Source organism: Legionella fallonii LLAP-10 (genome assembly GCF_000953135.1).
GTDB lineage: Bacteria > Pseudomonadota > Gammaproteobacteria > Legionellales > Legionellaceae > Legionella > Legionella fallonii.
Map to the genome: position 1 here is coordinate 4,072,821 of NZ_LN614827.1, position 21,113 is coordinate 4,093,933.

Sequence of the window (21,113 nt, forward strand, 5' to 3'; positions counted from 1 at the left end):
CTATAAGACGTGCTTGTTACTCGCTACGCAAAGAGGCCATAGGCTCTAATTTTGCAGCACGACGTGCCGGGTAAAAGCCAAAGAAAATTCCGGTAGCGGCAGAAACTAAAAAACCAGCAATAGGAGGCAGCCAGTAAATAGAGAAGGTCCAATCACTAAAATAGGCCACTATACGGGTAAAAATTAGACCTAAAAGCACGCCAAGAATGCCTCCTAATAGTGAAAGCATCACTGACTCCACAAGAAATAAAGCCTGAATCTCGCTATTTTTAGCTCCTACTGCCTTTCTAATACCGATTTCTTTTTTGCGTTCACTCACAGAAACTAACATGACATTCATTACCCCTATGCCGCCAACTAGAAGTGAAATTCCGCCGATGACCGCCAGTAATAAGGTAAAAATATGCCCCTGACTTTCCATGCTGGCTATAATTTGTTTTGCACTACGAGGAAAAACACTCAGCTTGGGCACCAGCGAACTAATAATTTGTTTGATCTCTTCGATAACTTCATCGATAGGACTATCTGGTTTAAGCAGGATTACCGCATTATTGATCTTAGCCTCTTTGCTCACTAAAGCCATGCCGGCTAAAGGAATAATAGCCGCTTGATTAATGTCTTCATTAAAAAATCCGTTTTCTTTCCAACGATCAGCAATACCAATAATGGTGTATAAAGATTGGCCTATGCGTAACTGCTTACCTACCGGATCATCCATGCTAATCGCTTTTATCTGCCGAGCCAATCCGTCCCCAACCACACAAAAATGTTCAAACGACGCTAAATAAGAAACAAAATGCCCCTGGGATAAGGCAATATGAACAATACTCGCTAAATTTTCATCAGCGCCAATGACAACGCCTTGCATCAATTTACCTTGAAAACTCAAGGGTTGATAAGCCGTACTATATGGCGCAATTTTTACTATAGAAGGAATTCGTTCTGCCAGCTGCTGCCATTGAGCAGAGGATAATGAATCATCTCCACTATGTGATTTGCTGGGTGTTTTTTGATAAACAGCAACAGCAAGTAAATCAGTACCTAGCGCTTTAAATTGTTCTAGCGCTTTTTCTGTAGCCAGCTGACCGCAGCTGATTAAGGCAACTACGGCTGCTGTACCAACCAAGATACCTAAAACAGCTAAAAAGGAACGTAATTTGGAAGAGGTCAAATTGACTAAAGCCTGCTGACAATGACTAATAAGCTTCATGATGCCGATTCACCCACAATAAGACCATCGGCAATAGTAATTCGTCGCTTGCATTGAGCCGCTACATGTTCATCATGAGTCACCATGATAATGGTACGACCTTCGGCATGTAAGGCTAAAAATAGATTCATAACTTCAGTGCCTGTTTTTGAATCAAGCGCCCCTGTAGGTTCATCTGCAAGCAGTACTTGCGGCTCAGTAACCAAAGCTCTGGCTATTGCTACCCGCTGCTGCTGACCTCCTGATAGTTGGGTCGGTCGATGATGAGCATACTGGCGCATACCAACATGCTCCAAGGCATTTAATACTTTTTCTTTTATCTCTCCTGCATGCTCTCCCCTATAAGTCAGGGGCAAGGCCACATTTTGCATCGCAGTAAAACGAGGTAACAAATTAAATTGTTGAAAAACGAAACCTATACTCTGATTGCGCAGCGTAGCAGATTCATCATCGCTTAAGCCGGCGACGTTTCTATTTTTTAAGGCGTACGTACCAGAGTCTGCTTTATCTAATAAACCTATTATATTCATCAACGTCGATTTACCAGAACCTGACGCGCCAACAATAGCAAGCAAATCGCCTTGATGAACAGTCAGAGACACTTCTTTTAGTACAGTAGTACTCACGCCATCAAGAGAATAGGTTTTTACCAAATCGGTTAACTGAATCAGAGGGCCATCATTAGCATTCTTCTTAACTTCGCTGTGGTATATAAAAGCATGATGCGGTCTAGAGTCAGGCAAAGTACGAGGCCGGGCGCTGTTTTGACGAAGCCATCCGCCACTGCAGTAGAGTTTGGCCAGAAGCTTATTCATAAACCACCACATCGCCTGCCTTAAGACCAGACTCAACAACGACTGAATTAGCCTGGGCAGTACCTGTGGTGATAATCCTTCGTTCCAAAGTACCATTGGCCAGCTGTAACGTAACCACGCTGTTGCCTCGTTCCCTTCTTACTGCCGCAATAGGAACTAATAATTGATTATTACTTTCTGCATTAACTTCAATGGCTGCACTCATCCCTACTTTTATCCATGGTTGTTGTTCAGGAGTTAAAGAGCCCACCTCAACAACCGCAGTAAATGAAGGTAAACCACCATTACTGGAATTAGACGCTTGGGCATTGACCGCCACTAAAGTTCCTTTTAATTGATGTTTACCAAAGGCAACGCCACTAATAGTTGCTTTCATCCCCGGATGAATTTTATCAATATCTATTTCGGGAACATCAATTTCCACACTAATACCACTTAAATCACCTACTAGAGCTAAAACCTGCCCTGACTTTACTGAAGAGCCAACAGTTATCCGAGTTGCTTTGTCTTCCCCGGTCTTCGGTGGATAAAGCATCACCCCATTACCCGGAGCTTTCAAACGAATGACATTATGATTAGATGTCAAAACTTTTCTCAGCTTCTCAAAATCAGATAAACTTAGCGCAGAGAGCTTTTGTGAGTTATTTTCATCTATTTTTTCCAACATTTCCGTGAGTTTATGCGTTGCTTGCATCAAAGTAACCCGCGCCGTATCTATACCTGATTTTTCACTTAGATAATTATTTTTAGATAACAATCCCGCATTCCACAAATCCTGGGTACCAGAGAATTTAGCCTTTGCAATAGTGTAATTATCTTTCGCTTTTAGATAATCGGTCAAAGTATCATTATATTGTTTTTGCAACTCATTGGAGTTTAAGGTTAAAACTACATCACCTTTTTTAACCATTTGCCCATAATGAAAATTCATGGATTCAACCACTGCCTCCATAGGGCTAGTCAAAGTACTTTCATGCAAGGGTTGAATTGTTCCAGTAAAATGCAATGTTTTATGTAAAAGCTGAGGTTTTACTTCATAAGTTTGCTTAACGGTAGCCTGAGTAGTCGTTGGTTTCTCGTGACCGCCACAGGAAACGAGGATTAAAGCTAAAATCGCTCCAATTGTCGATTTGCAATATTTATTCATCCGCCATACCTTAGTTTAATGTGCCAGTAGTCCAGCGTCGTTCCTAAAGTCCGTTGAAGTGCTGATAACTGATTAAGATACGCAATCTTTGCTCCTATTAATCCCGATTGCGCTTGAATTAGCTGATTCTGCGTATTGTTCACATCCAAGGCACTTGAAATTCCAGCCTGTAACTTCTTCTTTTCCAAAGCATAAGATTTTTCTGCTAGCTTCACCTGTTTTTGTGCCAATTGATAACGCTTAGCCAAACTTTGGATGTTATTAATGGTGTTAGTGATATTAGTAATTAATGCTCTTTTGGCTGCAATCAAATTAATTCGGTCTTTTTCTAAACGGATTTTAGCATTGACTAACTGGCTGCGCCTATTTAAATCATGCAAAGGGACCGTTAAAGTCAACCGTGCCGATTGGTTGACGTTTTTGCCATTGTATATTCCTCTAACGCCGCCATTTAGGCCAGTCACGTCATTGACGGTACCGCTTTGCACGCTGCCACCCGCATCCAATTGCCATAACTGTTGATTTTTTGCCGTCTTATAGGCGCGCTCGTCTGCACGTAGTGCCATTTTTTGCGCCAGGTACTGAGTATTATGATTAAGAGCTATTTCAATAGATTGTTGTAAATCAGGCACGATAATCTTGTCTAAAGTCACATCACTAGGTACTGATAAATGCATTTCCGGATCAAGACCTATGGTTTGTAATAAATCCTGGGAGGCGGTATTAAAATCATTTTCGCCTTGTTCTACCATTAAGCTTAATGACTCGATTTGGTATGACTGTTGAATATTGCCTGTGGGCTCCAACTGCCCTGCTTTTATTTTTTTCTCATTAATTTCATAAGATTTTTTTGCTTCAGCTAATTGCAAGCGCTGATTTTCTAAATTATTACCACTCAAAATGAGCGTTCTATAAGCGATAATAACTTGAGTAATTTGATCAACCACCGATTGTTTTAAACCTAGTTTATTCAATTGTTCCATATCAATAGCATTTAAAAGAGCAGCTTCATTTACCGATCGGCCAAAACCACGCAATAAAGGTTGAGTAACAGTAAGATTCAATATGGGATTATAACCATTATATATAGCAACATTATTATCTATGGATAAAGAGGCCTGAGTGCCTAATTTGTTTTTTAATTTAAGCTCTGGGCTAGCGACAAAGGTACGAGTAGTATCACTACCCACACCATTAAAGGTATTTTTTTGTATCACGCCGGATGCGCCAAGAGCGTACTGTAATTCAAACTCATTATGAGCTAAGCGTAGTTGATAACGTTGAATAATGCGATCTAATTCGACATTTTGAATATTGGGGTTATAACGTAAAGCCAATAAAATCGCCTCACGTAAGCTTAATTGATGAAGGCTTTTTTTACGTGATGAAGGAGAAGTAGGTAATTCAATCCAGTGATCTATCTCGTACTCAGGATTATTTATTGCCTCACGCAACCTAGCCCCAGCTTGCTCTACTCGTTGCGCCTCTTGCGCGGGATCATCAACCCAACTATATAACTTTTTGTTTGTGGAAGGCTTAGTCGCCGAGTAACCATTGAATCCCAACAAACTAAACAACAGAAATATCTGCAACAAGATAACGTTGGATCTCTTTCTAGAGTCTCTGACATAAGAGCAGTATGAAGAGAAACGACGCCCAGAACTGCGGCGTACACACCAGTACATGAAAATTTGATCACTGTGTCGACGAAGCAATTTCCCCCCCCAGTAGAGTCTGGAAAAAAATCTATTTTTGGGTAAAAAAAAGTTCACTAATATTATCGCTCGTGGTTTATTAATTACTTATCTAGCTAATCCCGGGACAGAAAATCTTTGCCTATCCTGCAAGCGTAATGCCGTCAAGGAACCACCCCACAGACATCCCGTATCTATAGCATGAATTTTAGGATTAGGACTCATCCCCATTAAGGCAGCCCAATGCCCGAAAACAATATCAACCTCTATATCCTTACGCCGCGGTACATTATACCAAGGATAAAGATTAGGCGGGGCCTTATCAATAGTACCTTTATACCCCAACTCTAATCGTCCGTCGCCATCACAAAATCGCATCCGTGTAAAATAGTTAGTAATGACTCTTAATCTATCTAATCCTGTTAAGTCATTAGACCAAATATCCGGCTGATTGCCATACATATGGCTTAGAAATTCTTTATAATTATCTCCAGAAAGAACTTTCTCTAATTCTTGTGCCAGATTTCTTGCTTGTTCTAAATCCCACATAGGAGCTATTCCCGCATGGCACATCACCACGTTTAACTCAGACGAGTAGTGCAAAATAGATTGTTTTCTAAGCCAATGCCCCAAACTCTCACCATCAGGAGCCTTAAGCACCCCTTGAATCGTATCGTCGCGCCCTTTCCATGGTTGATCACCAAAGAATGAACCCAGTAAATGCAAATCATGATTGCCTAAGGTAATCACTGGAGGAATTGGTAAAGAATGAATGAACCGCAGTACCGCTAATGACTCTGGACCACGATTCACTAAATCCCCCACAAACCATAATCGATCTACTTTTTCATCAAACTCAATTAATTCGAGCAAGCGTTGTAACGGTTCATAGCATCCTTGCAAATCACCTATAGCATAATCAGACACTACGTTTTGCTCCAAGCGTCAAAAATGATACGTCGTTATCTATGGTTTGCCACTTTCCAGTAGCAGATAGCTTCTGCAAAGGAGCGACAACAATGGCATTTTGCTGCTGAACAAATTGACTAGGATATTGAGCCTTATTAACTAATTCTGTTGCTGATAAAGTTTCAACTTTTCCGGTACTCAATTGCACCACTTTTACAGATTCCGGTAATGCCACTGCATATTCAGAAAAAACTACACCACTGTACATTTGTTGATTATGCGTTTGCTCAAAACGACTCATCACTGAGCCATCTGCATTACGTCGATGTAAGCCTAGAGATAAAAATCCATTTTGTGCCGCCTGCCAATTTTTATATTCGGGATGTTCACGCACAAACAATTGGAACATCTCTTGGCACATTAACATACCACCGGGAACCATAAGCAAGGGAGCCTTATTAATCATAATGAGACCTTCATCTAAGGCCTTAATCATCCATTGGATGAACTCAACCCCAATCGCTTGTTCTTTTTCAGCCAGGGTTTCCGGGACGCCTCCGGAGAAAGTTCCTGCACGGCCATAACGTCCCCCTCGACTCGCCAAACTCCTACCCATATTTTCAGTAATATACCGTTGGATGGCGATAGCATCTGCCCTTATTAAAATGGCACCTAAAGTACCCGCAGAACGGGAATCTTCGTTCAATAACGCGAGCCAAACCGCTAGTATTTGCGGATTAGAGGCTATCCAAGCAAAGCCACTAGCCGGCATTAAGGCTCGTGCGATTAACAAATTGAGACGACGACGAAACTCTACATCAGACTCTTTCTGAAAATCATAATCATAATAACTACCAGTACTATTTAAGCTTTCTAACAAGGGATTCCATTGCTTTAATAGTTGGCCACCGCTATCAAATACGTTGATCCGATAGTCAACAAATAACTTACCTATGCCTTGCAAAATGGCGGCAGAATAAAGGGCATATTGCCACTGCTTTTGCTCTTCGGATATTGGTTCAGAACCGTCTTGAACCATGAACTCCTGAAATAAACTTAAAGCAGCTTCAGTACGATTTAAAGCATGATCGACTAATCCACCTAATTGCGAGTAATAGCTGTTGGTCGTTTCTGGCAGGTTTTGACAATAATTCACTAAGTTTTCGATAAGAACGAAACACAAACTCTCATAACGAGACGCTTCTAATTGTGTTAGCTCTTTCATTTTCTGTAATAATATCTGGCGTTTTTCTTCTGCCAAAAACTGAGAAGCAGCAACATGTCGCACTAAATCTTTCAAGGATCTAGCTTGCGCAGACAAGGGATTTTTTCGTTGACGATGAAACAAGACAACCTCCACATTCAGTTATTACTTAATTTTACACTAATTGGAAATAAATTTCGCTAGTTGGACATATTCAGAGACAGAAATTTGTTCTGGCCTTCTACCTCCATCTATTCCTAAATCAGCTAATTGAGCAAAAGAAATAATACCTTTTAAATTATTAGTCAGGGTCTTACGCCTCATTGCAAACGCACTGGTGACTAATTTCTGTAGTACATCTATCTCAACGATATCAAAAGGAGGGGTTTGATAAGGAATAAGTCGCACTATTGCAGAGTCCACTTTTGGGCGTGGATCAAAAGCTTCTGGTGGCACATCAAATAAATGCTCCACCTCACACCGATATTGCAACATCACACTTAATCGTCCATAAGCCTTGGTATCTGGTGCCGCAGCCATGCGATCTACCACTTCTTTTTGCAACATAAAGTACATGTCTTTTATAAACGGCGTAAATTGTAATAAGTGAAATAGTAAAGGAGTGGAAATATTATAAGGTAAATTACCAATGATTCTTAAACCTGTACCAAACTGACCGTAATCAATAGTTAAAGCATCAGCTGAAATTAGTTGTAATTTATTCTGAGCAATTGGTAATTGACTTAAATACTGCTGTAAATCCCTATCTATTTCCACTGCGAGCAAATGATCCAATTGACGCAATAAAGGTTGGGTTAATGCCCCTAAACCAGGACCAATTTCCAATATATTGTCAGTCGCTTGGGGGTTAATAGAACGCAAAATTTGGTCTATCACGCCACCATCTTGCAAAAAATTTTGTCCAAAACGTTTACGTGGGCTATGCCTCACTTTATATCACCTACAAAAACGAAAAGAGAATTATACCTTGGTTAAAGCAGTTATACTATTTACTAATGAGATTAAGTATAAAAACAGTCCACTTTAGCATAGATAATGCTCTATTTGAGCATTATCTTGAATGATAAGGCGGGGTGGGGCAAAACAGGGGAAAAACTCTGCAATGTAAAATACTGTAAAAAATATCGCTATCAATTACTATTCATAAATACATAATGGCATCAACTGACACCATTATGTAAGCAATTATTTAAATGTTGAAGTCGCTGCGATATGTTTCCTCTTCAGATGGTTGATGCTCGTCGTACTCATTGTAGTCTTCGAACTCTATGCAATCTTCGTACTCTTCATTATCTAACGGTGCTTGTAGAACCGCTTTTTTTTGAATGACTTGTTCCTCATATCGCTCAGCAATAACATCCTCTATTTCACTCTTAAGCCAATAGGAGAAGAAACCAGCCGACTTTTGGCTATATACTTTATGACTTGTATCTTTTTGTCTTGCGTCAACCCTTCGATGGCTTTTACCTTTTTGAGAGGGCTCTCTTGTCTCTTTGGGCTGGACTACTGTATCGTCTATATCGTCAATAGTTGGATCAATTTTTCCATTCATTATGCATCCTTCGTTAAGATTTAAACTAATGATATTATTGTCAATTAGGATGAAAGGCAAGCAATAAGGGATTTTTTGAGCGGCTAATTATAAATTCTATGTCAATCAAATAAGGACAATACTAGTGCCGTGCTTATTGTTCTTCTCAATACAGTGACACTATGGTTATTTTTAAATTTATCTAGCATAAATTTCCAATCATGATGTAAAATTAAAACACAATAGCCCTCTTCCCAAACTGGCTGTGGTAAGGAAAGTGCAAGGGGACACGGAGCGCAGAACCAGCGTGTACACAGACAGAGTACATGCGGATTTGAGTACCGTATCGACGAAGCAATTTCACACCCCAGTTGAGTTTGGAAAGAGGTCTAATAAATTCCAGAAAACCTGGTCCGTAGAAACTGGCTTTAATTTACATTTAGGAAACATATAATGGCTTATAGAAGAATGCTCAAGTCTAAAATTCACCGTGCTTGTGTTACCCAGGCTGATTTAGATTACGAAGGAAGTATTACTATTTCTCCTGAGCTTCTTCAAGCAGCGAATATACTGCCTTACGAGGCGGTCAATGTTTGGAATGTTACCGCTGGTACACGCTTTGAAACTTATGCTATCACCGGTGAAAAAGGCTCAACCGATATATGCGTTAACGGAGCTGCCGCTCATTTAGTAACCCCGGGTGATTTAGTCATCATTGCTTCTTTTGCTCAAGTATTAGAAGAGGATTGCGCCACACTAGTCCCCACTGTAGTATTTGTAGATCAATTTAACCGCCTAAAAGAAATTAGACCTGAGCGAATTGGTGCTAAAAATAGAGTGCCCTGTGCAGTCTAATTGATAATTCGAGTGATAGAGACTCCCGCCTTCGCGGGAATGTCCTATAATACGAACCGATACCTCAAGCTAAGGCAACTTTTAAACTATTTTTAGCCTATGATCACTCATCTCCTTGAATTACGCCGACGAGCTATCTATACCCTTTGCTGCTTTGGCGTTTTATTCTTTATATTTTTTTTTATAGCGGGCGATCTTTTTCATGCCTTAATGAGCCCGTTGCTCTCTGTAATACCCAATCAAGATGGACTAATTGCAACACATGTCACCTCTCCTCTGGTCACCCCCCTGAGACTTGCTGTCAATGCAGCCATGCTACTCAGTACCCCATTTGCTTTATATCATTTGTGGCGCTTTGTCAGCCCGGGGTTGCATCAAAATGAAAAAAAGCAATTTCGTGGAACCATAAGCCTAAGTATTTTATTCTTTTTTGCCGGTTTAGCTTTTTGTTTTTATTTAATTCTGCCATTCATGTTTCAATTTTTTGTCCATGCCCTCCCCAAAGGGGTACGTTTTATGCCAGATATGGCCTATGCATTAGACTTTATAACACGAATGCTCCTATTATTTGGTTTTTGTTTTCAACTTCCACTAGTTATCCTTATTCTGGTACGCCTAAAAATCATTGAAATCATCACATTGAAAAAAATCAGACCTTATATCATCGTGGGGGCCTTTATTATAGGAATGTTACTTACTCCTCCCGATGTGTTGTCACAGCTCATGCTTGCATTACCACTATGCTTCCTTTACGAATTGGGCATTATTTTGGCAATTTATTTTGCCTAAATCATTCACGTGAAAACATCTCAAGCTCTTTTCCTTTATGCCGATAAAAAACTCATAATGCCAAGAAAAGGAATCGATAATGAATAAAATAGCTAAATTTAATATAGGGGATTTAGTTATTCACAAACGCATTCGGTACCGAGCTATAGTTGTAGATGTAGATCCCTTATTTCAAGCCTCTGGACACTACAATCCACAGGCCCCTAAACATGAATTTGCTACACGTCACCCCTGGTACCGTTTATTAGTTGATGACAGTAGCCAAATAACTTATGTTGAAGAGACCATGTTAATTGCTGATCCGAATCACCACCCCATTAATAATCCTCACCTTCACGATTATTTCAACGAAAATGAAGGAGAAGGAGGCTATCATAATGTGAACTCCAAACATTAGATCTCTTTCCAAACTCGCTGTGGCGTGGAAAGTACGAAGAGGCACGGAGCGCAGAACCGGAGTGGGCCAGTACATGAGAATTCGAGCTCCGTATTGACGAAGCAACTTCCCTCCACAGTAGCGTTTGGAAAGAAGTCCATTACATTCACCCTAAGAGAAGAAACAGTTAAACGCTAAGAGTTTCTCAACATCAATATTAATAAGGCAATAAAGCCAATTAAACCTATGGCTAATATACCCATGGTAAAAAAACTTTTATTTAAATTCTCTTTACTGAATAGTTCTGGTCGGCCTTTAATCGTGCGATACAGTAAAAATAAAATCATCCCTGCGCCCAAAAGACCTAAAACTTGATAGAGAGTATTCATACGTTTTTCCTTCCCCTTTAACTCAAACCTGACATTTAAATGAATTGACTTCGATAAAAATTCCTATTATCGCTGCTCGTTTTTTCCTTATTTAGTAGCACTAGAGCTCACTCATTGAGCTTCAAAGCTAAATGCATCTGAAAATAAATGAGTACGAGACACGCCATGTTCTACTAATACATCGCGAGTGCTGTAAACCATATCAAAAGGGCCACTAATTACCATTTGCCATTCCCGCAGATCTATTGGATGTTTTCTTAAAACATTAGATGCTAAGGTTTCTTTATTGGTATTAGCCAGTATAGAAAAATAATTAAATTGGCTAACATGAGTCTGCCAACTAGTCACCTTTTCATCCAGATACAAATCACTTTGCGAGCGCGCTCCCCAGTAAAGTTCAAAAGGCCGAGAATCTGACCAAGCCAATAGTTGTTCTATCATTGCCTTGACAGGCGCAAACCCTGTGCCGCCAGCAATAAATATGATGGGGCGCTGTTCTATTAACTTGTTAATAGAGCATTCACCATAAGGTAAACGCAAAGAAACGGCACCATGCTCTTTAATGTAAGCAAATAAACGTTGATTATATGGATTATCAAGACTATGCCTGATATGTAATTCATATTTATGTGAACCTAAAGGTGCGTTAGCAATTGAATAACTAAAAGCCTCCTCATCAAGCAAAATTTGTAGGTATTGCCCTGCTTGATACGTTATAAATTCATCTGGAGTTAAAATTAATTGAACAATGCTATCGGTCAAAGGTGAAATCGTTTCAACCTGGGCGCGAATTATTTTTTCATTCATTCGTCTAACCCCAATGCAGGCCAATAGGCATTGACTTTCTCTAAGATTTCTTTATCCATAACAATAGGTCTACCCCATTCTCGTTGAGTTTCTCCAGGCCATTTACTGGTTGCATCCATACCCATTTTAGAGCCTAATCCGGAAACAGGTGATGCAAAATCAAGATAATCTATCGGTGTATTTTCTATCATTACCGTATCACGAGCAGGATCCATGCGAGTAGTCATGGCCCAAACGACATCTTGCCAATTGCGGGCATCCACATCATCATCACAAACAATAACAAATTTGGTGTACATAAATTGACGTAAAAAAGACCAAACAGCCATCATAATACGTTTAGCATGTCCAGGATATTGCTTTTTCATCGTGACTACTGCCAAACGATAAGAACAGCCTTCTGGCGGCAGGTAAAAGTCAACAATCTCAGGAAACTGCTTTTGCAATAAGGGAATAAACACTTCATTTAAAGCAACGCCTAAAATAGCCGGCTCGTCTGGGGGTCTTCCTGTATAAGTACTGTGATAAATAGGGTTTTCTCTATGAGTAATACGCTCAACAGTAAATACAGGAAATGATTGTATTTCATTATAATAACCTGTGTGATCTCCGTAAGGCCCTTCCGGCGCTTCCTCGCCGGGTTCAATATAACCTTCTAAAATAATTTCTGCACTAGCAGGCACATGCAATTCATTACCTATACAACGCGTCAATCGCGTGCGTTGTCCTCGTAGTAAGCCAGCAAAGGCATACTCAGATAAAGTATCAGGAACAGGGGTCACTGCAGCCAGTATAGTTGCAGGATCAGCACCTAAAGTAACGGCTATAGGAAAACGTTCGCCAGGATAGGCTTGTTGCCAAGCTTGATAATCCAAGGCACCGCCGCGATGCGACAACCAGCGCATAATTAATTTATTTTTGCCTAATAGCTGTTGGCGATAAATGCCCATATTTTCTCGAGACTGATGAGGCCCCTTTGTCGTCACTAGACCCCAAGTAATTAAAGGAGCAACATCCCCTGGCCAACAAGTCTGAATAGGCAATAAAGTTAGATCGACCTCCTCTTTTTCCCAGACATGAGTCTGACATTCAGCACCATTAACATACTTAGGAGCCATATTCAGCGCTTGTTTTAGTAAGGGTAATTTAGTAAAGGCATCTTTAAACCCCTTGGGTGGCTCGGGCTCTTTTAAAGCCGCTAATAACGTACCAATTTCTCTTAAGGCAGTGATACTCTCTTCTCCCATACCCATAGCAACTCGTTCCACAGTACCAAATAAATTGGTCAAAACGGGCATTGTATTATTAGGTGTATTAGTGAAAAGAAGAGCTGGGCCGCCAGCGCGTAATACGCGATCACTAACAGCGGTCATTTCAAGATGAGGAGAGACGGGGTATTCAATACGTTTTAATAGTCCTCGTAATTCGAGCTGATTGATAAAGTCTCTAAGATCAGAGTATTTCATTGGTGGTTTATCTCAAAATTACAGGAATTCGCAATCGTTACCTCACTCTAAATGTTTAATATGGACTGATTAACGAAAGAAAGCCGATTAAAAACATAGTCCATATTAGCAAAACGTACCTTGGATAGAGGGTGATATAGACCCTTATCATACATTCTGCCCAATATGGACTACATAATACAAACAATAAAGTGAGCTAAATTTACTCTTGACGTTTCATTGCGTCAAAGAACTCCGCATTAGTCTTATGGTTCTTCATACGCTCTAATAAGAATTCAATAGCATCACATTCATCCATAGATTGAAGAATCTTACGCAGGATCCAAGTACGCTGTAAATCTTCTGGACTTAACAGGAGATCCTCTCGACGAGTACCTGAGCGGTTAATATTAATTGCAGGGAAAACACGACGCTCAGCAATATTACGGCTCAAGTGGATTTCCATATTACCTGTTCCCTTGAACTCTTCGTAAATTACTTCGTCCATTTTAGAACCAGTATCAACCAAAGCTGTAGCAATGATAGTCAAGCTACCGCCTTCTTCTATATTCCGTGCAGCACCATATAAACGCTTAGGTCTTTGTAAGGCATTTGCATCCACTCCCCCAGTAAGTACTTTACCTGATGAAGGAACTACAGTGTTGTATGCACGAGCCAAGCGAGTAATAGAATCCAACAAAATCACTACATCACGCTTATGTTCAACTAACCGTTTTGCTTTTTCAATTACCATTTCGGCGACTTGAACATGGCGATTCGCTGGTTCATCAAAAGTACTAGCAACCACTTCGCCCTTAACAGAACGTTGCATCTCAGTCACTTCCTCAGGACGCTCATCAATAAGAAGAACAATGAGATAGCACTCTGGATAATTCTTTTCTATAGAACGTGCGATGTTTTGTAACATCAATGTCTTACCAGCCTTGGGTGGAGAAACAATCAGGCCACGTTGACCTCGGCCAAAAGGAGCACATAAATCAACAACTCGGGCGGTTAAATCTTCAGTACTACCATTACCTTGCTCCATCACCAAACGCTCTGCGGCAAATAAAGGAGTTAAGTTTTCGAACAAAATCTTACGTTTAGCACTATCTGGCGTATCGTAGTTGATCTGATCTACTTTTAATAATGCAAAATAACGTTCGCTGTCTTTGGGAGGACGGATTTTGCCGGAGATGGTATCACCAGATCGAAGACCAAAACGTCTGATTTGACTTGGAGAGACATAAATATCATCGGGACCAGCCAAATAAGAGCCGTCAGAGGAACGCAAGAATCCGAAGCCATCGGTCAAAACTTCTAAAACGCCATCACCGTGGATGTCTTCTCCTTTTAAAGCATGGGCCTTAAGAATGGCGAAAATAATGTCTTGCTTGCGCATACGAGAGGTATTTTCTACCCCCATTTCTTGTGCGATGTTAACGAGATCGGCAATAGGTAATTGCTTAAGTTCACTAAGATTCATACTTCTCACTTGATTTGTTATTTAATGAATTGAATATCCGAGAAAATTTTTGTTAGAGAATAGCAGCTAGGGATTCTGCTGCCTATGAAACACCCTTGCTTTAAAGACATGTCCCATATAACAAACAGGCTATCACAGCTTTACAACAAGATTCAACATTTTTATGACAAAAAAATGTAAACTAATTTGTAAAGCGTTTTCTTTATTTTTATTTAATAATAATATCAATAGGTTATAAAATCTTACTCTCTTAACAAGAGAAATAGAAAAACCAATAAATAATGAAATTCAGTACAAATACCATACCATAAAAGGAAAAAACATATCTATTTGAATCATATTAGGGGAAAATACATCGACTCAAAACATATTAGGGATTATAGATCATGTTGATAGTTATTTTTTTTGTTTCGACCCTTTTTATCTTAAGAGCTTTTTTTACCATACGAAAAAATAAAAAAATTATAGCCACTGATAAAGCCTATATTGAAAACTACTACAAAAATCATTCTTGGAGTGACTTGCCTAAAGTTGTAGTGCAAATTCCTCTTTATAATGAACCATTAGTTATTCGCCGAACCATTGATGCTGTTGCTGCCTTGGAATATCCTCATGACCGACTAGAAATCCAGTTATTGGATGATTCAACTGATGATACATCGAGTATTATTACCGAGCATTTACAACGATTCAAAAATTCTGATATTGCGATTCAACACATACGCAGGGGTAATAAAAATGGATTTAAATCAGGTGCTCTTGATGAGGGACTAAAATATACTGATGCAGAGTACATCGCTATTTTTGATGCGGACTTTATTCCGCCCAAAGATTTTCTTTTAAACACTGTGCCTCACTTTTTTAATCACCCCCAATTGGCATTTATCCAAACACGTTGGGATTATCTAAATACCTTTTCATCGTTTTTTACCAAGATCCAAGCTGCGAGTATGTTTAAGGCAGACATCTTCAGATTACGCAATCTTGGTAAATTTTCAACATTCAGAGGCTCAGGAGGAGTATGGAGAAAACAAGCTATAGTCTCAAGTGGCGGTTGGTATACTCAATCCTTATGTGAAGATAGCAATCTTTCCATGCGCGCTTATTATAATAACTGGCAAAGCAAATATTTATTTAATGTGTGTTGCTTATGCGAACTACCAGAAAACATAAAGGCTTATAAAAATCAGCGCATTCGATGGAGCCAAGGAGGGATGCAAAATGCCATACAAATGCTTGCGATGGGAAAAAGTAAAGCATTATGGGAACAAACGTCATTCAAACTGAAATTGACGCAGATAAAAGACTTCTTTGTGCAAAGTAATAGCCTTTTATGTTTTCTCTGCTTATTAGTCTTGCCCTCTTTAGTTTTGTTGGTCTTTAAAACCCCTTATAAAGACTTTTTTATTCAAACCATGCAAAACATCATCATTTTGCTCTCATTTATCAATATAATTGCTGTTTATATGTATCAGTCCTTATTTGTTGGCTGGAAAAAAGCTTTTTTATTTACCCCCTTATTTTTTATTTCACAGCTAATGCCACTGGCCAATTATTCTTTTGGCATCATTAAAGCGATTTTAGGCGTATCAAGTGAGTTCAAACGAACCCCTAAATCAGGAGGAGATTTGTTGCGCCATCCGTCATTGTTTATTGAAAATCAAAAAGAAAAAATAGGATATTGGGGGATTGTACTTAGCGAACTAACCGCTTCTTCTATTTTTGGATACTTTGCTGTTAAAATTAGTGATTATTCCAATGTCGTCGCTATTCCTTTCTTCTTCTTCTCTTTATGTTTTGCTGTGCCGTGTTTCTTATCTATACGCGAAGCGTTCAATTTGATGAGCTTATCTTCAAATAGATAAACTGTCATCCCGGTGAACTCAGGGAATCATTCACAATTGAAGCATAGTGCTAAATTGATGAAAGATTCCCGCCTTCGCGGGAATGACATAAAACGAGTCAGTCGATACTACTGATGATGGATTCTTTGATTAAACGTGACTTTCGACAAAAGCACTTAATTGTGATTTGGACAATAAGCCCATTTTTACAGCTTCGACTTCGCCATTTTTAAATAAAATTAAAGTAGGAATACTCATCACACCAAATTTTGATGGAGCTTGAGGGTTTTCATCTATATTTATTTTAGCAAAAATCACGTCTTTACCGTGTGTTGCAGCCACTTCTTCTAAAATTGGCGTTAGAGCGCGGCATGGGCCACACCACTCAGCCCAAAAGTCGACTAGCACTGGTTTACCTGCATTGATAACATCTTGCTCAAAGCTTGCATCTGTTATCGTTTTAATATGATCACTCATGTTTAGACCTCAGTTATTTATCACTCCAATCTACTATTATAGATCACCGCCAACAGCTTGCAACACACTTAATGCAGTAATCGCTGCAGTTTCTGTACGTAATATTCTAGGCCCAAGAGATAAAGGAGAAAATCCATGCTGATAGGCCATAGTGACCTCATCGTGACTCAGCCCCCCTTCGGGGCCGATAACCAAAGCAATTTCCGAAGAGCCAATTGCATAGTCTCGCCATGTAACATTGCCTTCGGGATGCAAGATGAACTTTAATTGGGCTTGGGTTGTTTTTACGTAATATTCCAAAGCCAATGGTGGATGAACGGTTGGAATTGTATTGCGCCCGGATTGTTCACAAGCCGCGACAACAATAGCTTGCCATTGATGTAGTTTTTTTTCCAGACGCTCTTTATCTAATTTAACAACGCAACGTTCTGTGATTAATGGAGTAATACTTGCTACGCCTAACTCCACGGACTTTTGCATCACTAACTCCATGCGTTCCCCCTTGGAAATGGCTTGGGCTAAATGGATCATTAAGGGGGACTCTCTGCTTTTCTCTATTACCGCCTCTACATGGACAACTACCTGTTTCTTTTTTACTGTTTCGATAGTTGCTGTAAATTCACGATTATCACCACAAAATAAAGTGATTTTCTCTCCAGGCTGCATACGTAAAACCACAGCAACATGTTGTCCCGCCTCGGAGGATAACTCTAAAGCTTGCCCACTTTGATAATTACCTGGTTGATAAATACGTATTTCTCTCACCTTAATTCACCACTAATAAATAAAAAAATAATACTCTTCCAAGCAGAACGTCACTACTTGATGCTAATCGCATTCCACAGTATCACAAAAATTACTTATTTTCGTCTGCTATGCTAGAATTTTGACTTTCACAATAGACATGGAATATTTATGACCACAACACGCATAGAATCAGATAGTATGGGTGAAATTGCAGTCCCTGCAGATAAATATTGGGGCGCTCAAACGGAACGCTCGTTACATCACTTTAATATCGGTAAGGACATCATACCACGTGAAGTCACTCATGCTTTTGGCATTTTAAAAAAGGCAGCCGCATTAACTAATTTAGAATTAGGAAAATTGCCCAAAGATAAAGCTGATTTAATTATTAAAGCGGCAGAAGAAGTCAGTGAGGGCAAATTGGACTCTCATTTTCCCTTGCATGTTTGGCAGACAGGTAGTGGTACTCAATCCAATATGAACACCAATGAAGTTATTTCCAATAGAGCAATAGAAATGGCTGGTGGCAGCATGGGTAGCAAAACCCCCATTCACCCTAATGATCATGTCAATATGTCTCAGTCATCAAATGACACCTTCCCAACAGCCATGCATATAGCAACAGCCCTAGCCTTTAATAAAAAGCTATTACCTGCTGTACGCAATTTGCGCGATGCTTTTGCGGTCAAAGTAGCTGCATTTAAAGACATCGTAAAAATAGGCCGAACCCATTTGCAAGATGCCGTCCCCATTACTCTAGGTCAAGAGTTCTCAGGTTATGTAGCCCAACTCGATGCGTGTATCCATAGACTTGAAGAAGTATTACCTGAATTGTATGAGTTGGCTGCAGGTGGTACAGCAGTTGGAACTGGATTAAATACTCATCCACAATTTGCAATTAAAGTAGCAGAACATGTTGCTAAAATAACTAAATTACCTTTTGTTACTGCACCAAATAAATTTGCGGCGTTAGCATCTCATGAACCCCTGGTTTTTGCACACAGCGCAATGAAAACTCTTGCTTGTGCCTTAATGAAAATTGCTAATGACATCCGCTGGTTAGCCTCCGGCCCACGCTGTGGTATTGGCGAATTAATCATTCCAGAAAATGAACCCGGCTCTTCTATTATGCCTGGCAAGGTAAATCCCACTCAATGTGAGGCAATGACGATGGTTTGTGCCCAAGTTCTAGGCAATGATACCACCGTGGGAATCGCTGCGAGCCAAGGCAATTTTGAACTGAATGTATTTAAACCCGTCATTATCTTCAATGTACTTCATTCATTGAACCTATTGGCTGATAGCTGCCATTCATTCCAAGAGTTTTGTGCCGAAGGAATTGAAGCGAATCATCAAGTGATTGATTACTACTTGCATCACTCGTTAATGCTCGTAACCGCTCTTAACCAACATATAGGGTATGACAAAGCAGCAAAAATCGCTAAAACGGCCTACCATGAGAATACTTCGTTGCAAGAGGCGGCAGTGAAATTAGGCTTTTTGACCGCGGAACAGTTCGCAGAATATGTCAAACCAGAGGAAATGATTTCACCAAAGTAGGATATTGTTCTTGAATTTAAAACGCGATTGCCCTAGGTAATCGCGTTTCTATGATGAAGGATCAACTTGCAGCCTATGAAATAGGCTCAAATCAGGAAGTAAATAATGCAATCTATTGGTTTTACAACGATAAAAAGTCAAGTGTGTAAAATAGTTCCAACATCTCTGTTAAACGTATGTCAAGATCGCAAACTCACACAGTATTTCTATTTAATTTTAGGATTTTCCTTATTCCTTCATCTAATATCTATCGCTACAACAGTGTTAATTGTAGAGGAAGCCTATTATTGGAATTACGCCCAGCATCTTGATTTTAGTTATCTTGATCATCCCCCAATGGTAGCCATTCTTATCAAACTGTCCACTTTAATATTTGGAACTACCGAATTTGGTGTTCGAGCAATAACCATATTCTGTTTCATAATCACAGCAACTTATAGCTACAAGCTTACCCAGTTAATCAATAAAAACTCAGCCCCTTATGCACTAATACTACTGGCAATATTGCCTTTTTTTTTCTTACACTCACAAATCATTACCCCTGATGTCCCACTTATTGCCTGCTGGTCTGCATCCATTTATTGCCTTTATCGAGCACTGGTTCGTAATGAAGCAAACCTCTATTATCTTGCAGGCATTTGGCTGGGACTGGGCATGCTATCAAAATATACTATTGCCTTAGTAGGACTAGCTGCGCTTGTTTATATATTGCTGATACCCTCGGCTCGCTATTGGCTCAGACGAAAAGAACCCTATTTTTGTGCCGGAATTGCATTGCTCATTTTTACACCTGTCATTTATTGGAATGCAACACACCAATGGGTTTCTTTTATATTTCAAAGCAGCCGCCGTTTAGTATCCACCTCATCCATACGTCTGCACCATGTCATTTTATTAACTCTATTCTTCTTGATGCCCATTGGTATTTATGGTTTCTGCCAGCTCATGAAGAAAAATAGCCCGGAAATATCAAGCATCAGTACCAATACAAAGCACTTTATGCGTATTTTCACCTTAGTTCCATTAACAATTTTTGCCTTATTTAGCTTAAATCACGCTGTAAAATTCAATTGGGTAGGGCCTATCTTTTTAGCACTGATTCCATGGCTTGCAGCCCTTATTGCTAACAATCCAGCGACCCGCCTATCTTGGTTGAAATCCTGTGTTTTTTTATTAGGTTGTTATGCCATTATTCTAATGTTTCTGTTCTTTAATACATCCCAAACAATCCATAAAAAATATCTTAAGGACATCCTTGCCTGGGATAAATTGACACAACAATTTAATATCCTTGCGGCAAAAATTGAAGAAGAAATGCAACAAAGTCCAACATTTGTCCCTTTAGACAGTTATCACATAGGGAGCGAGTTATCTTTTTATCAAGCAAAACTGCTATCCCAAGGGGGTATAACAAAAAGCTACCCTGTAGCAGGCTCCCATGTTTTTGGTAATAACAGCTTAATGTATCGTTATTGGTCCAATAAAATAGATTATTTAGATAAACCATTAATTTTAATCTCGACCGAGCCAGCCTCCTTCGACAATCCAATACTTAAGGAGCAAACCATAGAACAATCAGTGATGAAAAGAATAGTCTCAGTAAGTCAAGGACAAGGTATAAAAGGTATTCCTTACTACTACAAGGTGGTGCGAATAAGGAAAAAAAATGCTATTTCTCATCCAGATGATTTCATCTATAATCAAGGGCAGTAACAACTCTTCAGAATACTAGTGCTTCAGCGTTAGCAAACTGGAGCAACTTACAAAATAACCCCCTTGTTTAAAATCAAGAAGGCATATAAAAAAC

The 21,113-nt window shown here is 39.6% G+C and carries 20 protein-coding genes; 6 read left to right on the forward strand and 14 right to left on the reverse strand.

Translation table 11 applies throughout. The features are described from left to right. Positions 1 to 16: 16 nt before the first annotated feature. The 8 genes from LFA_RS16985 to LFA_RS17020 all read right to left on the reverse strand — a co-directional run bounded on the left by LFA_RS16985 (position 17) and on the right by LFA_RS17020 (position 8,552). Positions 17 to 1,210: an ABC transporter permease gene (locus tag LFA_RS16985; protein WP_045097219.1), complete on the reverse strand. Its 1,194-nt coding sequence runs from the start codon at positions 1,208 to 1,210 to the stop codon at positions 17 to 19. Beyond that, entirely contained in the window at positions 1,207 to 2,025 is an 819-nt protein-coding gene (locus tag LFA_RS16990; RefSeq protein WP_157010401.1) for an ABC transporter ATP-binding protein, read from the reverse strand. The genes LFA_RS16985 and LFA_RS16990 overlap by 4 nt, the downstream gene beginning before the upstream one ends. Next, positions 2,018 to 3,172, reverse strand: a complete 1,155-nt coding sequence (locus tag LFA_RS16995; protein WP_045097220.1) for an efflux RND transporter periplasmic adaptor subunit — start codon at positions 3,170 to 3,172, stop codon at positions 2,018 to 2,020. Before LFA_RS16995 ends, LFA_RS16990 begins: the two co-directional genes overlap by 8 nt. Continuing rightward, a complete protein-coding gene (locus LFA_RS17000) occupies positions 3,169 to 4,767 on the reverse strand; it encodes a TolC family protein (RefSeq protein ID WP_231865874.1) in 1,599 nt (532 codons plus the stop codon). Before LFA_RS17000 ends, LFA_RS16995 begins: the two co-directional genes overlap by 4 nt. Before the next feature lie 207 nt (positions 4,768 to 4,974). Next, positions 4,975 to 5,793 carry a symmetrical bis(5'-nucleosyl)-tetraphosphatase gene (locus LFA_RS17005; protein ID WP_045097221.1) on the reverse strand — a complete coding sequence of 273 codons (819 nt, stop codon included), beginning with the start codon at positions 5,791 to 5,793 and terminating at the stop codon, positions 4,975 to 4,977. Beyond that, the gene (locus tag LFA_RS17010) at positions 5,786 to 7,123 is read right to left on the reverse strand and encodes a conjugal transfer nickase/helicase domain-containing protein (protein WP_172653487.1); all 1,338 of its coding nucleotides are present in this window, start codon (positions 7,121 to 7,123) and stop codon (positions 5,786 to 5,788) included. Before LFA_RS17010 ends, LFA_RS17005 begins: the two co-directional genes overlap by 8 nt. Before the next feature lie 36 nt (positions 7,124 to 7,159). Next, positions 7,160 to 7,930, reverse strand: coding sequence for a 16S rRNA (adenine(1518)-N(6)/adenine(1519)-N(6))-dimethyltransferase RsmA (rsmA, locus tag LFA_RS17015; RefSeq protein ID WP_045097223.1), 771 nt, complete (start codon positions 7,928 to 7,930; stop codon positions 7,160 to 7,162). A 259-nt stretch (positions 7,931 to 8,189) separates the two neighbouring features. Next, a complete protein-coding gene (locus LFA_RS17020) occupies positions 8,190 to 8,552 on the reverse strand; it encodes a hypothetical protein (protein ID WP_045097224.1) in 363 nt (120 codons plus the stop codon). A 432-nt stretch (positions 8,553 to 8,984) separates the two neighbouring features. On the opposite strand from LFA_RS17020, the gene panD reads away from it, so the two are divergent. The 3 genes from panD to hspQ all read left to right on the forward strand — a co-directional run bounded on the left by panD (position 8,985) and on the right by hspQ (position 10,572). Continuing rightward, complete coding sequence (gene panD, locus LFA_RS17025) at positions 8,985 to 9,386, forward strand: aspartate 1-decarboxylase (RefSeq protein ID WP_045097225.1); 402 nt, start codon at positions 8,985 to 8,987, stop codon at positions 9,384 to 9,386. Between the two features lie 99 nt (positions 9,387 to 9,485). Further along, positions 9,486 to 10,175, forward strand: a complete 690-nt coding sequence (gene tatC, locus LFA_RS17030) for a twin-arginine translocase subunit TatC (protein ID WP_045097226.1) — start codon at positions 9,486 to 9,488, stop codon at positions 10,173 to 10,175. Between the two features lie 79 nt (positions 10,176 to 10,254). Beyond that, on the forward strand, positions 10,255 to 10,572 hold the full coding sequence (gene hspQ, locus LFA_RS17035; RefSeq protein ID WP_045097227.1) for a heat shock protein HspQ: 318 nt from the start codon (positions 10,255 to 10,257) through the stop codon (positions 10,570 to 10,572). A gap of 173 nt (positions 10,573 to 10,745) precedes the next feature. Here hspQ and LFA_RS17040 read toward each other — a convergent pair whose 3' ends face one another. The 4 genes from LFA_RS17040 to rho all read right to left on the reverse strand — a co-directional run bounded on the left by LFA_RS17040 (position 10,746) and on the right by rho (position 14,678). After that, positions 10,746 to 10,940, reverse strand: coding sequence for a hypothetical protein (locus LFA_RS17040; RefSeq protein WP_045097228.1), 195 nt, complete (start codon positions 10,938 to 10,940; stop codon positions 10,746 to 10,748). 111 nt (positions 10,941 to 11,051) lie between these two features. Further along, a complete protein-coding gene (locus LFA_RS17045; RefSeq protein ID WP_045097229.1) occupies positions 11,052 to 11,747 on the reverse strand; it encodes an NAD(P)H-flavin reductase in 696 nt (231 codons plus the stop codon). Next, the gene (gene ubiD / locus LFA_RS17050; protein WP_045097230.1) at positions 11,744 to 13,213 is read right to left on the reverse strand and encodes a 4-hydroxy-3-polyprenylbenzoate decarboxylase; all 1,470 of its coding nucleotides are present in this window, start codon (positions 13,211 to 13,213) and stop codon (positions 11,744 to 11,746) included. Before ubiD ends, LFA_RS17045 begins: the two co-directional genes overlap by 4 nt. 202 nt (positions 13,214 to 13,415) lie before the next feature. After that, positions 13,416 to 14,678 (reverse strand): transcription termination factor Rho, encoded by a 1,263-nt coding sequence (gene rho / locus LFA_RS17055; protein ID WP_045097231.1) that lies wholly within the window; start codon positions 14,676 to 14,678, stop codon positions 13,416 to 13,418. 386 nt (positions 14,679 to 15,064) lie between these two features. Between rho and LFA_RS19075 the strand changes: the two genes are divergently transcribed. Next, the gene (locus LFA_RS19075; protein ID WP_052674039.1) at positions 15,065 to 16,543 is read left to right on the forward strand and encodes a glycosyltransferase; all 1,479 of its coding nucleotides are present in this window, start codon (positions 15,065 to 15,067) and stop codon (positions 16,541 to 16,543) included. A 129-nt stretch (positions 16,544 to 16,672) separates the two neighbouring features. Here LFA_RS19075 and trxA read toward each other — a convergent pair whose 3' ends face one another. Beyond that, entirely contained in the window at positions 16,673 to 16,999 is a 327-nt protein-coding gene (trxA, locus tag LFA_RS17065; protein ID WP_045097232.1) for a thioredoxin, read from the reverse strand. Positions 17,000 to 17,035: 36 nt separating this feature from the next. Next, a complete protein-coding gene (locus tag LFA_RS17070) occupies positions 17,036 to 17,764 on the reverse strand; it encodes a 16S rRNA (uracil(1498)-N(3))-methyltransferase (protein ID WP_045097233.1) in 729 nt (242 codons plus the stop codon). A gap of 150 nt (positions 17,765 to 17,914) precedes the next feature. Here LFA_RS17070 and fumC point away from each other — a divergent pair, with 150 nt between their 5' ends. Together fumC and LFA_RS17080 are read left to right on the forward strand one after the other, a co-directional pair. Then, the gene (gene fumC / locus LFA_RS17075) at positions 17,915 to 19,306 is read left to right on the forward strand and encodes a class II fumarate hydratase (protein WP_045097234.1); all 1,392 of its coding nucleotides are present in this window, start codon (positions 17,915 to 17,917) and stop codon (positions 19,304 to 19,306) included. 105 nt (positions 19,307 to 19,411) lie between these two features. Then, positions 19,412 to 21,019, forward strand: coding sequence for an ArnT family glycosyltransferase (locus tag LFA_RS17080; RefSeq protein WP_045097235.1), 1,608 nt, complete (start codon positions 19,412 to 19,414; stop codon positions 21,017 to 21,019). The last annotated feature ends 94 nt before the right edge of the window (positions 21,020 to 21,113 follow it).